Genomic DNA, 14,723 nt, shown 5'->3' with positions numbered 1-14,723 from the left:
CATCCCGCCGCCGTGGCCCGGATCACCACCCGCCCGGCCGGTGTGGGGCGGTGCGGTGTGGGCGCCGCTGCGATCATCGGGTGATGACGGTCGCCGCCCGGTACACCGACTTCGCCGCCCGTGAGGCACACGGGGTCTCGCCGGTCTACGAGCGGCTGGCCCGTGCGGTCGCCCAGGACGACGAGCTGCTGGCGCTGCTCGGTGCCCTGCCGCCGGCCCGGCGGCAGCCGCAGTTGCTCTTCGGCGTCGTCCGCTGGCTCGGCGGCCCGGTCGAGGACCCGGCCGCGTTCCGCGACCACACCGTGGCGCACTGGCCGGCGGTCGAGGCGGCGATGCGCACCCGGGCCGTGCAGACCAACGAGGCCGGCCGGTGCGCGGCGCTGCTGCCGGTGCTGGCCGCGCTGCCCCAGCCGCTGGCGCTGCTGGAGGTCGGCGCGTCCGCCGGGCTCTGCCTCTACCCGGACCGGTACGGGTACCGCTACGGCGACCACCTGCTCGGCCCGGGTGAGCCGGTGCTCGACTGTCTGGCCACCGGGGTGACCCCGCCGACCACCCGGCCGGAGGTGGTGTGGCGGGCCGGATTGGACCTGAATCCACTCGACGTGACCGACCCGGCCGACGTCGCCTGGCTCGACGCGCTGATCTGGCCGGAGCACGCCCACCGTCGCGCCCGGCTCCGGGCCGCGGCGGCGGTGGCCGCCGCCGACCCGCCGGAACTGGTCCGCGGCGACCTGGTGGACGACCTGCCGGCGCTGGCCGCGCGGGCACCGGCCGGCGCGACGCTGGTGGTGCTCCACACCTCCGTGCTCTACCAGGTGCCGCCGCCGCGCCGGGCAGCGTTCGCCGACCTGGTACGGGGGCTGCCCGGCCACTGGGTGGCCAACGAGGCCGCAGCCGTGCTGGGTCACCACGGGCTGCCGGCACCTCCGGACGGGGCGCTGTACAACCTGCTCACCCGGGACGGGACCCCGCTGGCCTGGACCCGCTCGCACGGTCAGTCGCTCCACTGGTTCGGCTGACCGACCCCCGACGTTCCGCGGGACGGTGCTCGCCTGCGCGTCCGAGCCCGGTCGGGTGGCGCGCTTTGGTCGCCGGGCGCGGCGGCGCGGCCAGTCCTCGGGGGTCCGTAGACTCGCCGCGATGAGTGGCGAGCGACGTCCGTTGGCGGACCGGCCGTTGACCGAGCCGCACCCGTCCCGGCTGCCGCCGGACCACCCCGGCCGGGCACGGGTGCTGGCCGCGCACGCCGCCGCGCTGGCCGCCGGTGAGGCCGGCTACCTCGACCCGGCCACCGGGCTCTTCGTCCTCAGCGCCGGCTTCCTGGCCCGGCGCGGCACCTGCTGCGGGCGCGGCTGCCGGCACTGCCCGTACGTCGACGACTGACCTAATTCGGATGCCCCGGTGGGTCGACCCGCCTAGTTTGGGGCGACGGACGGGGGAGCTGTGACGGTAGGGCTGACCGACGACCGGTTGGTGCGCCGGCCACTGTGGCGCGACCGGGCCTTCGCCCTGTTCTGGGGCGGTCAGACGATCGGCGAGCTGGGGACCCGGATGTCCGGGGTGGCTGTGCCGCTGCTGGCCGCCGGCGTGATGCACGCGAGCGTCCTCCAGGTCTCGCTGCTGACCGTGCTGGCCTGGCTGCCGTACCTGCTCTTCTCGCTGCCGGCCGGGCTGCTCGCCGACCGGGTCGACCTGCGCCGGCTGATGGTGGGCTGCGACCTGGGCCGGGCCGCGTTGATGCTGTCGCTGCCGGTGGCCGCGCTGGTCGGGCAGCTCACCCTGCCCCTCCTGTACGTCGTCGTCGGGCTCTCCGGCGTGCTCACCGTGCTCTTCACCGTGGCGTACAAGAGCATCGTGCCGTTGCTCGTCCCGGCCGACCGGCTGGTCGAGGGGAACGCCCGGCTGACCGTCAGCCAGGACGCCGCCTCGCTGGTCGGGCCGACCGTCGGCGGGGCGTTGACCGGGCTGGTCGGCGCGGCCCGGACCTTCCTCGGCACCGCGTTGACCTTCCTGCTCAGCGCGGTGACGCTGCTGCTGGTCCGGCCTCCGGCCCGGGACCGTCCGGCCGTCGCCGGTCCGGTGTCGATGCGGGCGGCGCTCACCGAGGGGCTCCGGTTCGTCCGCCGGCAGCCGGTGCTGCGGAGCATCCTGGCCTGCACCGCCACGTCCAACTTCTTCGCCACCGGCACCAGTTCGCTGGAGGTCACCTACCTGGTCCGGGAGCTGCGGGCCGGGCCGGCGACGGTCGGGCTGGTCTTCTCGCTCGGGGCGGTCGGTGGGCTGGTCGCCGGTACGCTGGCCGACCGGCTGTCCCGGCGGATCGGGTCGGCCCGGGTGATCTGGGTGGCGATGGCCGTGCCGGGGCCGCTCTACCTGCTGGTGCCGTTGGCCCGGCCCGGCTGGGGGCTGGCGCTCTACGTCGTCGGCCTGGCCGCGTTCTCGGCCAACGCGGTGCTGTTCAACGTGTCGGTCCTGTCGTACCGGCAGCGGATCACCCCGCCGGAGCTGCTCGGCCGGGTGAACGCCGCGTTCCTCTGGATCTGCTTCGGGACGGTCCCGCTCGGCGCCCTGCTCGGCGGCGCGTTCGGCAGCCACTGGGGGCTGCGTCCGGCGCTACTGGTCTGTGCGCTCGGCACGTGGAGCGCGGCGCTGTTCGTGCTGCTGTCTCCACTGCGGACGATGCGCGACTTCCCGTCGACATGATCGCACCGCAGCCGGGACGGTCGAGGACTTCCGTCCGGCGGAACCAACCCGTACGGTGTCCGACGGACTCCCCGGCGGGCCTCCGCCGACGATCATGGAGGTGTGCGTGCACGGGCGGATCTGGCTCGCCGGCCTGGGTGTGTTGCTGATGACGGGCTGTGGTGCGGCGGAGGTCGACCCGGTGCGGATGCCGGCGGTGCAGCCGATCACGGTCGAGGTGGGTGCCGCCTCGTCGGGCGGGGCCTGCAAGCTGCTCGACTACGCGGTGATCGAGGAGCACACCGAGGTCCGGTTCGACGTGGCGGCGGCCAGCGACCGGGGCGACACCCACACCTGCGTGGTCCGGGCCACCGGGGCGACCTGGCCGGAGCTGACCCTGACGGTCACCGACACCTCGATCGACGTGCCCACCTTCACCGCCGACGTGCTGCCCGACGGGGCGGCGAAGGTGTCGAAGCTGGGCCAGGCCGCCTACCGGCGGACCGGGGCGAAGGCCGCCAAGCACGGCCCGACCGCCGAGGTGGGCTGGCTCGCCACCGAGGACCGGCTGGTCACGCTCCGCTGGACCTGCCCGCCGGACGACGACCGGGCGACCGCCGGCGAGGTGGCCGGCCGGCTGGTCGACCTGGCCCGCAAGCTCGACACCCGGTCACTCTGACCTCCCGGCCCCGGTCCGGGTGATGCCCGCCCGGGCCGGCGCCCGGCACCGCCCGGGCCAGGGCGCTCCGATGCCGGGTCGGTGGGCGCCGACGCCGGGTCAGTGTGCGGCGACGAAGACCCGGGAGGCGACCTCGCGGGGCAGCCGGACCCGTTCGCCCGAACGGTCGATGAACACCCCGTCCCGCTCCTGGGCGACGGTGACCGTGGCCCCCGGGTCGACCCCGGCGGCGTGCAGTTGACGCAGCACGTCGGCGTCGGTCTGCACGCTCTCGCAGATCCGCCGGACGACGACCTGACCGGTCAGCCCGGGGAAGGCGAGGTTGCGCTCACCCTCGGCGGTGTCGGCTGCCTCGGGCTCCGGCGAGCCCAACTCCTCAAGGCCCGGGATCGGGTTGCCGTACGGCGACCGGGTGGGGCGGTTGAGCAGGTCGTAGACCCGCTTCTCCACCGCGTCGCTCATCACGTGCTCCCACCGGCAGGCCTCCTCGTGGGCCTCCTCGTAGGGCATCCCGATCACGTTGACCAGCAGCAGCTCGGCGAGCCGGTGCTTGCGCATCACGGCGACGGCGGTGCCCCGACCCGACGGGGTCAGCGTGAGGTGCCGGTCGCCCTCGACGGTGAGCAGCCCGTCGCGTTCCATCCGGGCCACGGTCTGGCTGACGGTCGGCCCGCTCTGCCGCAACCGCTCGGCGATCCGGGCACGCAGCGGCGGCACCCCTTCCTCCTCGAGTTCGAGGATGGTGCGCAGGTACATCTCGGTCGTGTCGACCAGGTCATGCTTCACGTCAGCGGCCTCCCGGTGGTCGATGCTACCCCGGCATACGGTGATCGACCTGCGGCGAACCGCGAGGTCGCTGCCCGGATGGTGTTCACTGGACGCCATGTCCGGTACCGACGCGCCACTGATCGAGCCGGACCGGCTCGCCGCCGCGCTGGCCCAGCCCGATCCGCCCACCCTCCTCGACGTCCGCTGGCGGCTGACCGGCCCGCCGGGCCGGGACGACTACGCCGCCGGGCACCTGCCCGGCGCGGTCTTCGTCGACCTGGACACCGCGCTCTGCGGCCCGCCCGGCGCGGGCGGCCGGCACCCGCTGCCCGACCCGGCGGCGCTCCAGGCCGCGCTGCGGGCCGCCGGGGTCCGCGCCGGTCACCCGGTGGTCGTGTACGACGGCGGCGACGGGATGGCCGCCGCCCGGGCCTGGTGGACGCTGCGCTGGGCGGGCCACCGGCCGGTCCGGCTGCTGCACGGCGGCTGGCCGGCCTGGCGTGCCGCCGGGCTGCCCGGCGTCACCGACGTGCCCGCCCCGCCGGCCGGCGACGTGACCGTCCGGCCGGGCGCGCTGCCGGTGCTGGACACGGCCGGTGCGGCCCGCCTCGCGGCGGCCGGCGACGGGGTGCTGCTGGACGTCCGGGCCGCCCCGCGCTACCGGGGCGAGACCGAGCCGGTGGACCCGGTCGCCGGGCACGTGCCGGGCGCGGTCAACCTGCCCGCCCCGGAGTACGTCACGCAGGGCCGATTCCCGGCCGCCGAGGCGCTGCGGGCGCGGTTCGCCGCCGCCGGGGTGACCGGGGACGCGCCGGTGGCGGCGTACTGCGGGTCGGGGGTGACGGCCGCGCAGGCCGTCCTGGCGCTGCACCTGGCCGGCCGCCCGGACGCCGCGCTCTACGTCGGGTCGTGGAGCGGGTGGGTGGCCGACCCGGCCCGGCCGGTGGCCACCGGGGAGACACCGGGCGGCTGACCAGCACACGTGGTGGGTGGCCGGCCACGATCGTGCGACGATGGCCTCATGTCGGACGACACGCTGGTGGTGTGGGACGAGTCGCTGCTCGCCTACGACATGGGTGAGCACCCGCTGGACCCGGTCCGGGTCGAGCTGACGATCGCGCTGGCCCGGGAGTTGGGTGTCCTGGACCGGCCCGGGGTACGGCTGGTCAGCCCCGAACCGGCCGACGACGCGACGCTGACCCGGGTGCACCTGCCGGACTACCTGGACGCGGTCCGGGCCGCCCCGCGCGACCCGCTGTTCGCCGGCTACGGGCTGGGCACCTCGGACAACCCGGTCTTCGACGGGATGCACGAGTCCAGCGCCCTGATCGCCGGGGCCAGCGTGGCCGCCGCCGAGGCGGTCTGGCGGGGCGAGGCCCGGCGCGCGGTCAACGTGGCCGGTGGGCTGCACCACGCGATGCCCGACCGGGCGGCCGGGTTCTGCGTCTACAACGACCCGGCGGTGGCCATCGCCCGCCTGCTCGACCTGGGCGCGGAGCGGGTCGCGTACGTCGACGTGGACGTGCACCACGGCGACGGCGTACAGGAGGTCTTCTACCACGACCCCCGGGTGCTCACGGTCAGCCTGCACGAGACCCCGCTCGCGCTCTTCCCCGGCACCGGCTTCCCCGACGAGACCGGTGGGCCGGGCGCGGAGGGCAGCGCCGTCAACCTGCCGTTGCCACCCGGCACCGGCGACGCCGGCTGGCAGCGCGCCTTCCACGCGGTCGTGCCGTCGGTGCTGCGGGCGTTCCGGCCGCAGATCCTGGTCACCCAGTGCGGCGCGGACGGCCACCGGATCGACCCGCTGGCCGACCTGCACCTGTCGGTCGACGGGCAGCGGGCCACCTACCTGGCGCTGCGGGCGCTCGCCGACGAACTGTGCGACGGCCGCTGGGTGGCCACCGGCGGCGGCGGGTACGCCCTGGTCGAGGTGGTCCCCCGGGCCTGGACGCACCTGCTCGCGGTGGCCGCCGGCGGGCCGGTCGACCCGGCCACCCTCACCCCGCCGGGCTGGCGGGGGCTGGCCGCGCGGCGGATGCCGGGGCGGGACATCCCGCTGCGGATGACCGACGACGTGGACCCGTCCTACCAGCCGTGGCAGCCGACGGGGGAGCCGAACTCGGTGGACCGGGCCGTGGCGGCCACCCGCAAGGCGGTGTTCCCGCTGCTCGGGCTGGACCCGTACGACCCGCGCGACTGAGCCCGGGGCCTGGGGAGGGACCGGACGCGGTGACCACTGTCGACCAACCGGTGGACGTGCTGCTCAGCGACGGCAGCACCGTCCAGTTGCGCCCGATCCGGCCGGAGGACGCGCCGCGGATCGTGGCGATGCACGGGCGCTTCTCCGAGCGCACCCGCTACCTGCGGTACTTCTCGCCGTACCCGCGTATCCCGGAGCGGGACCTGCGCCGGTTCGTCAACGTCGACCACCGCGACCGGGAGGCGTTCGTGGTGCTGGCCGGTGACCGGATCGTGGCCGTCGGCCGCTACGAGCGGCTGGGGCCGGGTGCCCCGGAGGCCGAGGTGGCCTTCGTGGTCGAGGACGCCCACCAGGGCCGGGGGATCGGCTCGGTGCTGCTGGAACATCTGGCCGACGCCGCCCGCCGGTACGGCATCGTGCACTTCGTGGCCGAGGTGCTGCCCTCCAACGGCGCGATGCTGCGGGTCTTCGCCGACTTCGGCTACCAGGTGCAGCGCCAGTTCGCCGACGGCGTGGTGCACCTGACCTTCCCGATCGCCCCCACCGAGGCGACCCTGGAGGTGCAGCGCGGTCGGGAGCACCGGACCGAGGCGCGCTCCATCGCCCGGCTGCTCGCCCCGCGCGGGGTCGCCGTCTACGGGGCCAGCGCCACCGGCCAGGGCGTCGGCGCGGCCGTCCTCGGGCACCTGCGTGACGGCGGCTACCGGGGGGCGATCGTGCCGGTGCACCCGAGCGCGGGCACGGTGGCCGGGCTGCCCGCGTACCCGTCGGCGGCCGACGCCGGGGTGGACATCGACCTGGCGGTCGTCGCGGTGGCCCCCGAGGCGACGCCGGGGGTGGTCGCCGACGCGGCGGCGGCCGGCGCGCACGGCCTGGTGGTCATCTCCGCCGGCTTCGCCGAGGCCGGGCCGGCGGGCGCGGCGGCGCAGCGGGCGCTGGTCCGGGCGGCGCACGCCGCCGGCATGCGGGTCGTCGGCCCGAACTGCCTGGGCGTGGCGAACACCGACGACGAGGTACGCCTCAACGTCACCCTGGCCCCGGCGCTGCCGGCGGCCGGTCGGGTGGGTGTCTTCAGCCAGTCCGGCGCGTTCGGGGTGGCGCTGCTGGCCGAGGCGCGCCGCCGGGGGCTGGGCCTGTCCAGCTTCGTGTCGGCCGGCAACCGGGCCGACGTCTCCGGCAACGACCTTCTCCAGTACTGGCAGGACGACCCCGGCACCGACGTGATCCTGCTCTACCTGGAGACCTTCGGTAACCCGCGCAAGTTCGCCCGGCTGGCCCGCGGGATCGGCCGGGACAAGCCGGTGGTGGCGTTGGCGTCGCTGGCCCGCCCGGCCGGTCTCGGCGACGGGCCGGCGCTGGACGAGGCCGCGGTCAGCGCCCTGTTCGCCCAGTCCGGGGTGGTCCGGGTGGACACCGTGGCCGAGCTGCTCGACGTCGGGGTGCTGCTGGCCCACCAGCCGCTGCCCACCGGTCCCCGGGTGGCGGTGGTCGGCAACTCCTCGGCGCTGACCGGGCTGGCCGCCACGGCCTGCGCCGCGCAGGGCCTCACCGTCGCCGACGGCTACCCGCGCGACGTCGGCCCGCACGCCGGGGCCGCCGAGTTCACCGCCGCCCTGGCCGGGGCGGTCGCCGACGACGGGGTGGACGCGCTGGTCGCCGTCTTCGCCCCACCGCTGCCCGGGCAGCTCACCGTGGAGGAGGCGGACTTCGCCGCCGCCCTGCCGGCGGCGCTCGCCGCCGGCAAGCCCACCGTGGCCACCTTCCTCGCCGGCCGGGTGCCGGCCGGGCTGCCCGGGTACCCGAGCGTCGAGGAGGCGGTCCGGGCCCTGGCCCGGGTCACCCGGTACGCCGCCTGGCTGCGCCGCGATCCGGGCGTGCTGCCCGCGCTGCCCCGGCTCGACCGGTACGCCGGGCAGGCCGCGCTGCGTGCCGACACCGCCGACCCGGCGGCGCTGCTCACCGCGTACGGGATCGACGTGGTGGAGTCGACGCCGGCCGGCACGGCCGACGAGGCGGTCGCCGCCGCCGAGCGGTTGGGCTGGCCGGTGGCGTTGAAGGCCGCCGCGCCGGCCCTGCGCCACCGGCTCGACCTCGGCGCCGTCCGGCTCGACCTGGCCGACCCGGTGGCGCTGCGCCGGGCGTACGCGGAGCTGACGCCGGCCTTCGGGGCGGAGGTCCTGGTGCAGCCGATGGTGCCGCCCGGGGTGGCCTGCGTGGTGGAGTTGGTGGAGGATCCGGCGTTCGGGCCGGTGGTCGGCTTCGGGCTGGGCGGCGTGGCGACCGAGCTGCTCGGCGACCGGGCCTGGCGGGCGGTGCCGCTGACCGACCGGGACGCCGCCGAGTTGGTCGACGAGCCACGGGCGGCGCCGCTGCTGCACGGGCACCGGGGCGCGGCGCCGGTGGACCGGGCGGCCCTGGTCGACCTGCTGCTGCGGGTGGGCCGGCTCGCCGACGAGCAGCCCCGGGTGCGGTCGCTCACCCTGAACCCGGTGCTGGCCCGGCCGGACGGCATCTCGGTGCTGCACGCGACGGTCAACGTCGGCACGGCCGGTGCCCGCCCCGACACCGGCCCCCGCCGGCTCTGACCGGGACCCGGCCGCGCGCTCCGCGCCGGCCCGAGCGGTACGGCATCCGGGGCGCGACACGGCACAGGCCCCCGGCGAACCGCCAGGGGCCTGCACCGCACGGTCCCGCTCAGCAGGCGTACGCCTCCAGGCGCTGCGCCCGCTCCGGGGCGCGCAGCTTGAGCAGGGTGACCTTCTCGATCTGCCGGATCCGCTCCCGGGACAGGCCGAACTCCTTGCCGACCTCGTCGAGGGTGCGCTGCCGGCCGTCGTCCAGGCCGAATCGGAGCCGGATGACCGCCTGCTCCCGCTGGGAGAGGGTGGCCAGGACGATCCGTACCTCGTTGCGCAGCTCGCCGTTCGCGGCGGCGTCGCCCGGCTCCGCACGCGGGTCCACGGCGGCGACGAAGTCGCCGAGCGCGCTCTCGCCGTCCTCGCCGACGGCCTGGTCCAGGCTGACCGGCTCCCGGTCGTACGAGATCAGCTCGATGACCTGGTACTCGGGGATCTCCAGGGCCCGGGCCACCTCGCTGACGGTGGGCTCCCGACCCAGCGTGACCGACAGTTCGCGGCGGACCCGGACCATCCGGTTGACCTGCTCGACCATGTGCACCGGGATGCGGATGGTGCGGGCCTGGTCGGCCATCGCGCGGGTGATCGCCTGCCGGATCCACCAGGTGGCGTACGTGGAGAACTTGTAACCCTTGGCGTAGTCGAACTTCTCGACCGCGCGGATCAGGCCGAGGTTGCCCTCCTGGATCAGGTCGAGGAAGGCCATCCCCCGTCCGGTGTAGCGCTTGGCGATGCTCACCACCAGCCGCAGGTTCGCCTCCAGCAGGTGGTCCTTCGCGGCGCGGCCCTGCGTCACGATCAGTTCCAGGTCGGACCGCAGGTCGGCGGAGACGGGGGTGCAGGTCGACAGCTTTTCCTCGGCGAACAGCCCGGCCTCGATCCGCTTGGCCAGCTCGACTTCCTGGGCCGCGGTCAGCAGCTTCGTCCGGCCGATGCCGTTGAGGTAGGCCCGGACCAGATCGGTGGAGACGCCGCGCTCGTCGGTGGCGTCCAGGTCGGTGAGGGTGTCGGTGCCGGGCTCGGCGTCGATGGTGACGGCCGGGCGCGTCTGGTTCTCGATCATCTGCAGGGCCATCTCTGTCTCTCCCCGTTTCCGCATTCTCTGCCGCGTACCGGCCCCAGTGGCGCCGGTGATGAACAGCTTTCCAACCGGGACGTGAAACGGGGGTGAGGCGATCGGGGACCCGACAGGAATCCGGTCGGGTGCGGGTGTCGGCCCGGGACGGTCTTGTCGGGCCCGGTTACCGTGCCAGCGGTCGGCCACCCGGGCCGGCATCCGACAGGCAACGGAGGACATGGTGGTCTTCAAGCGGCTCATGCAGGCGATGGGTGTCGGCGGTCCCTCGGTGGAAACCGTGCTCGCCAACCCGCACTGTCGCCCCGGCGGGGTGCTGGAGGGGCAGGTCCACGTGGCCGGCGGGGACCACGCCGTGGACGTCGAGTACGTGGCGCTCGGCCTGGTCACCCGGGTCGAGGTGGAGAGCGCCGACTCCGAGTACGACACCAGCCAGGAGTTCGGCCGCCAGCAGATCACCGGCCCGTTCCGGCTGGCGGCCGGGCAGCGGTACGACATCCCGTTCCGGTTCGCCGTGCCGTGGGAGACCCCGCTGACCGACCTGTACGGGCAGCACCTGCACGGCATGACGATGGGGCTGCGTACCGAGTTGGAGGTGGCCCGCGCGGTGGACAAGGGCGACCTGGACGCGGTGTCGGTGCACCCGCTGCCGGCCCAGGAGCGGCTGCTGGAGGCGTTGCTGCGGTTGGGCTTCCGGTTCGCCCGCGCCGACGTGGAGCGTGGCCACATCTACGGCGTACGGCAGAGCCTGCCGTTCTACCAGGAGATCGAGTTCCACCCCGCGCCGCAGTACGCCCGCGCGATCAACCAGCTGGAGGTCACCTTCGTCACCGACCCGCACCAGGTGCAGGTGGTGCTGGAGATGGACAAGCGGGGTGGGGTCTTCACCGAGGGCCGGGACGCGTTCGGCCGGTTCACCGTCGACCACGCCACCGCCGACCGCACCGACTGGGCCGCCCAACTCGACGCCTGGCTCCGCCAGTCCCTCCACCGCCGCGGCCTCTTCTCCTAACCCCCTCCCCCTCCCTCCCTCCTCCCTCCTCCCGCCCCCTTTGCCCCCGGTGATCAAGAGGTTTACGTCATCCGCCACCTGATTCCTGACGTAAACCTCTTGATCACCGGCCTGGGGCGGGGCGTGGGCGAGGGGGTGGGGGTGGGTGGGGGTGGGGTGGGGGTGGGTGGGGTTAGAGGTCTAGGAGGATGGTGCGGGGGCCGGTGTTGGTGCTCTGCACCAGCATGTGGGTGCGGAAGCGGCCGGTCTCGACCTTCGCGCCGCGTTCGCGGAGCGCCTCCACCACGGCGGCGACCAGGGGTTCGGCCAGCTCGGCGGGGGCGGCGGCGGTCCAGGTGGGACGGCGGCCCTTGCGGGCGTCGCCGTAGAGAGTGAACTGGCTGACCACCAGGATCGGGGCGCTGGTCTCGGCGGCGCTGCGCTCGTCGTCGAGGATGCGCAGTTCGTGCACCTTGCGGGCCATGGTCCGGGCCACCTGCGGGGTGTCCGAGTGGGTCACTCCCAGCAGCACCAGCAGGCCGTCGGCGATCTCGCCGACCACCTCGCCGTCGACGGTGACGCTGGCCCGGCTGACGGTCTGCACCACCGCCCGCATCAGCCGGCCACCGGCTCGATGATGCCCCGCTCGACCAGGTGTGCCACGATCGGGCCGGCCGCGTCGGCCAACTCGTCGGGGGTGACGTCGTGCGCGGCGGCGAGCAGGGCAAGCTGGTCGCGTAGCGGCAGCCGACCGTCACAGCCGCCGACCAGGGCCAGCACCAGCGGGTCGATCTCCTCGGACCAGCGCAGCCCGTGCGGCATCGTCAGGACCTGCCGGTCCACTGCCCAGCCCTCGTCGCCGATGGTCGCCTCCTGCCGTAGCTGCAGCCCCCGGGCGGCCCGGTAGTGCGCGGCGAGCAGGCCGTCGGTGTCCCGCTCCCGGAGGAAGTCCTGCCGGTCGAACCAGCCGGTGACCTGGTCGCCCAGTGGCGGCTCGACCCGCTGGCGCAGGTCCTCCACCCGGATTGTCGGGTCGGCGTGGCCGCCCCGGCGCAGCGAGACGATGCCGAAGCCGATCGCCTCGACCTTGTGCGCGTCGAACCAGTCCAGCCAGGCCGCCATCCGCTGCGGGTCGGTCGCCTCGCCGACGTCGGTCAGCCACAGGTTCACGTACGCCATCGGGTCGGCGACCTCGCGCTGGATCACCCAGGCGTCCAGACCGGTGCCGGCGAACCAGCCGGTCACCCGTTCCGCCCAGTCCTCGCCGGCCACGTGCACCCAGTTGGCCAGGTACTGCATCGTGCCGCCCTCGGTGAGCAGGCCCGGCGCGGCGGCGGCCAGTTCGGCGCCGATCGCGTCGCCGACCCGGCCGGAGTCCCGGTAGACGTGGGTGGTGGTGCCGGGACCCACCACGAACGGCGGGTTGCTGACCACCAGGTCGAAGCGGCGGCCGGCGACCGGGGCGACCAGATCGCCGCGCAGCAGCTCCCAGTCCTGCCCGTTCAGGGCGGCGGTGGTGGCGGCGAAGCGCAGCGCCCGCTCCGAGACGTCGGTGGCGGTGACCCGGCGGGCGTGGGTGGCCAGATGTACGGCCTGCACCCCGGAGCCGGTGCCCAGGTCCAGCGCGGTCTCCACCGGGCGGCGCACGGTCGCCCCGATCAGTGTCTGGGTGGCCCCGCCGATGCCGAGCACGTGTTCGCTGTGCAGCGGCTGGCCCGGTCGGGCGCTGGCCGGCACGTCGGCGAGCACCCACCAGGCGTCGCCGTACGGCTCCAGGTCCACCCCGGCGCGCAGGCCGTCGCCGGACGGCTCGACCAGCCCGCCGGCGACGGCCTCGGCGAGGTCGAGCGGGGCGAGCGCGGCGGCGACCGCCGGTTCGGGCTCGGTCTGGTCGCAGATGAACACCCGGATCAGGGTGGCCAGCGGGTCACCGTCCTCGGTGGCGCGCAGCGCGGCCCGGAAGTCGTTGCGGGCCACCCCGCCGGTGGCCTGCGGGCCGAGCCGGTTGGCGATGCCGTTGGCGGTGAAGTCGGCGCGGGTGAGCGCGGCGCGCAGCGCCTCGACGCCGGCGGGGGAGAGCAGCATGTCGTGTCGGTCCACCTCGTCATCCTGCCTGGCGTGGGGGCGGCCGGCGGCCAGCACCCGCGACATCCATAACACCAGATCAATCACAGGTAGTTATATCTGTTACATGCGTCGATGTCTGACTAGCATTCCCACCAACATCCGTCGATGGGACGTTCGGACCGGTCACCAGCCTGTCCGGTCGTACCCGGTTGGGAGTTCAGACGATGTCCGACGTGTCCGTTCCCCGGCGTCGCGCGATCCGCGCGGTCGCCGTTGCTGCCGCCGCTGCCGCCCTCTCCGTCGCCGCCGCCACCCCCGCACTCGCCGCCCCCACCGGTCAGATCCGCTACGCCTCCACCCCGGGTGCGATCAGCGGCAGCTACCTGGTCGTGCTGAAGGGCGACGCCGTCGGCGCCGCCAACAGCCGCGCCGCCCAGACCGCGGTGCCCGACCGGGCCGCCAGCCTCACCAAGCGGTACGGCGGCAGCGTCGCCGACGTCTACAGCGCCGCGCTCACCGGCTTCAGCGCCAAGATGAGCGCCGGCCAGGCCCGCCGGCTCGCCGCCGACCCCTCGGTGGCCTACGTCGAGCAGGACCGGGTGATGACCGCCCAGGCGACCCAGACCAACCCGCCGTCCTGGGGCCTGGACCGCATCGACCAGCGGAACCTGCCGCTGAACTCCAGCTACACCTACCCGAACACGGCCACCAACGTGCGGGCGTACATCATCGACACCGGCATCCGGACCACCCACACCGACTTCGGCGGCCGGGCCACCTGGGGCACCAACACGGTCGACACCAACAACACCGACTGCAACGGCCACGGCACCCACGTCGCCGGCACCGTCGGCGGCACCAAGTACGGCGTCGCCAAGGGCGTCCGGCTGATCGCGGTCAAGGTGCTCAACTGCGCCGGCAGCGGCAGCACCACCGGCGTGATCAGCGGCGTCAACTGGGTGACCGCCAACGCCGTCAAGCCGGCCGTGGCCAACATGAGCCTCGGCGGTGGCGTCAGCACCACCCTCGACAGCGCGGTGGCCAACTCGATCAGCTCGGGCATCACGTACGCGCTGGCGGCCGGCAACTCCAACGCCAACGCCTGCAACTCCTCGCCGTCGCGGGTCGCCTCGGCGATCACCGTCGGCGCCACCACCAGCACCGACGCGCGGGCCTCCTACTCGAACTACGGCACCTGCGTCGACATCTTCGCCCCCGGTTCGAGCATCACCTCGTCCTGGAACACCAACGACACCGCCACCAACTCGATCAGCGGCACCTCGATGGCGTCCCCGCACGTCGCCGGGGCCGCCGCCCTGGTCCTCTCGGCCAACCCCTCCTACACCCCGGCCCAGGTCGCCAGCTACCTGACCAGCAACGCCACCACCGGCGTGGTGACCAGCCCGGGTACCGGCTCGCCGAACCGGCTGCTCTTCGTCGTCAACTGACGATCCGCGACGCGGCACGGCCCGGTGGACACCACCCCTGTCCACCGGGCCGTGCCGCGTCGTCCCGACGTGATCGACATGAGCCCGATCCCGCTCCTCGATGAGTGCGCCGCTGGGGCGTACCCGGTCCGATAGCGCCCACGGCGGAGAGGCCCCCTCGGCGCGATGCCGAGG

General features: G+C 74.7%; 13 protein-coding genes. 9 read left to right on the top strand and 4 right to left on the bottom strand.

Annotation, left to right across the window (positions count from 1 at the left end; all coding sequences use genetic code 11):
* Positions 1–83 precede the first annotated feature (83 nt).
* The 4 genes from ACIQG9_RS13565 (at position 84) to ACIQG9_RS13550 (ending at position 3,361) form a co-directional block, all read left to right on the top strand.
* Complete coding sequence (locus ACIQG9_RS13565) at positions 84–1,019, top strand: DUF2332 family protein (RefSeq protein WP_400401334.1); 936 nt, start codon at positions 84–86, stop codon at positions 1,017–1,019.
* Positions 1,020–1,140: 121 nt separating this feature from the next.
* Positions 1,141–1,383 carry a DUF5522 domain-containing protein gene (locus ACIQG9_RS13560; protein ID WP_400401332.1) on the top strand — a complete coding sequence of 81 codons (243 nt, stop codon included), beginning with the start codon at positions 1,141–1,143 and terminating at the stop codon, positions 1,381–1,383.
* A gap of 60 nt (positions 1,384–1,443) precedes the next feature.
* Entirely contained in the window at positions 1,444–2,703 is a 1,260-nt protein-coding gene (locus ACIQG9_RS13555; protein ID WP_400401330.1) for an MFS transporter, read from the top strand.
* Between the two features lie 106 nt (positions 2,704–2,809).
* Positions 2,810–3,361, top strand: a complete 552-nt coding sequence (locus ACIQG9_RS13550; RefSeq protein WP_400401328.1) for a hypothetical protein — start codon at positions 2,810–2,812, stop codon at positions 3,359–3,361.
* 99 nt (positions 3,362–3,460) lie between these two features.
* Here the strand turns inward: ACIQG9_RS13550 and ACIQG9_RS13545 are convergent, their stop codons facing one another.
* Positions 3,461–4,147, bottom strand: a complete 687-nt coding sequence (locus ACIQG9_RS13545; protein WP_400401326.1) for a metal-dependent transcriptional regulator — start codon at positions 4,145–4,147, stop codon at positions 3,461–3,463.
* A gap of 97 nt (positions 4,148–4,244) precedes the next feature.
* On the opposite strand from ACIQG9_RS13545, the gene ACIQG9_RS13540 reads away from it, so the two are divergent.
* Genes ACIQG9_RS13540 through ACIQG9_RS13530 form a run of 3 tightly spaced genes read left to right on the top strand, consistent with a single transcriptional unit; the run spans position 4,245 to position 8,917 of the window.
* Complete coding sequence (locus ACIQG9_RS13540) at positions 4,245–5,102, top strand: sulfurtransferase (protein WP_400401324.1); 858 nt, start codon at positions 4,245–4,247, stop codon at positions 5,100–5,102.
* Between the two features lie 48 nt (positions 5,103–5,150).
* Positions 5,151–6,332: an acetoin utilization protein AcuC gene (locus tag ACIQG9_RS13535; protein ID WP_400401322.1), complete on the top strand. Its 1,182-nt coding sequence runs from the start codon at positions 5,151–5,153 to the stop codon at positions 6,330–6,332.
* Positions 6,333–6,361: 29 nt separating this feature from the next.
* Entirely contained in the window at positions 6,362–8,917 is a 2,556-nt protein-coding gene (locus tag ACIQG9_RS13530; RefSeq protein ID WP_400401320.1) for a GNAT family N-acetyltransferase, read from the top strand.
* 109 nt (positions 8,918–9,026) lie between these two features.
* Here the strand turns inward: ACIQG9_RS13530 and sigB are convergent, their stop codons facing one another.
* The gene (gene sigB / locus ACIQG9_RS13525; protein WP_400401318.1) at positions 9,027–10,043 is read right to left on the bottom strand and encodes an RNA polymerase sigma factor SigB; all 1,017 of its coding nucleotides are present in this window, start codon (positions 10,041–10,043) and stop codon (positions 9,027–9,029) included.
* Between the two features lie 223 nt (positions 10,044–10,266).
* Here sigB and ACIQG9_RS13520 point away from each other — a divergent pair, with 223 nt between their 5' ends.
* Entirely contained in the window at positions 10,267–11,055 is a 789-nt protein-coding gene (locus ACIQG9_RS13520; RefSeq protein WP_400401694.1) for a sporulation protein, read from the top strand.
* Between the two features lie 172 nt (positions 11,056–11,227).
* On the opposite strand, the gene dtd is transcribed toward ACIQG9_RS13520, so the two are convergent.
* Both dtd and ACIQG9_RS13510 read right to left on the bottom strand, forming a co-directional pair.
* Positions 11,228–11,650, bottom strand: a complete 423-nt coding sequence (gene dtd, locus ACIQG9_RS13515; protein ID WP_400401316.1) for a D-aminoacyl-tRNA deacylase — start codon at positions 11,648–11,650, stop codon at positions 11,228–11,230.
* The gene (locus ACIQG9_RS13510) at positions 11,650–13,134 is read right to left on the bottom strand and encodes a methyltransferase (protein WP_400401314.1); all 1,485 of its coding nucleotides are present in this window, start codon (positions 13,132–13,134) and stop codon (positions 11,650–11,652) included. Before ACIQG9_RS13510 ends, dtd begins: the two co-directional genes overlap by 1 nt.
* Before the next feature lie 191 nt (positions 13,135–13,325).
* Between ACIQG9_RS13510 and ACIQG9_RS13505 the strand changes: the two genes are divergently transcribed.
* A complete protein-coding gene (locus ACIQG9_RS13505; RefSeq protein WP_400401312.1) occupies positions 13,326–14,549 on the top strand; it encodes a S8 family peptidase in 1,224 nt (407 codons plus the stop codon).
* The last annotated feature ends 174 nt before the right edge of the window (positions 14,550–14,723 follow it).

This window comes from Micromonospora sp. NPDC092111 (genome assembly GCF_044755745.1).
GTDB lineage: Bacteria > Actinomycetota > Actinomycetes > Mycobacteriales > Micromonosporaceae > Micromonospora.
Note: the sequence above shows the minus strand (reverse complement) of the source record. Positions and strands in the feature narration are given on the sequence as shown.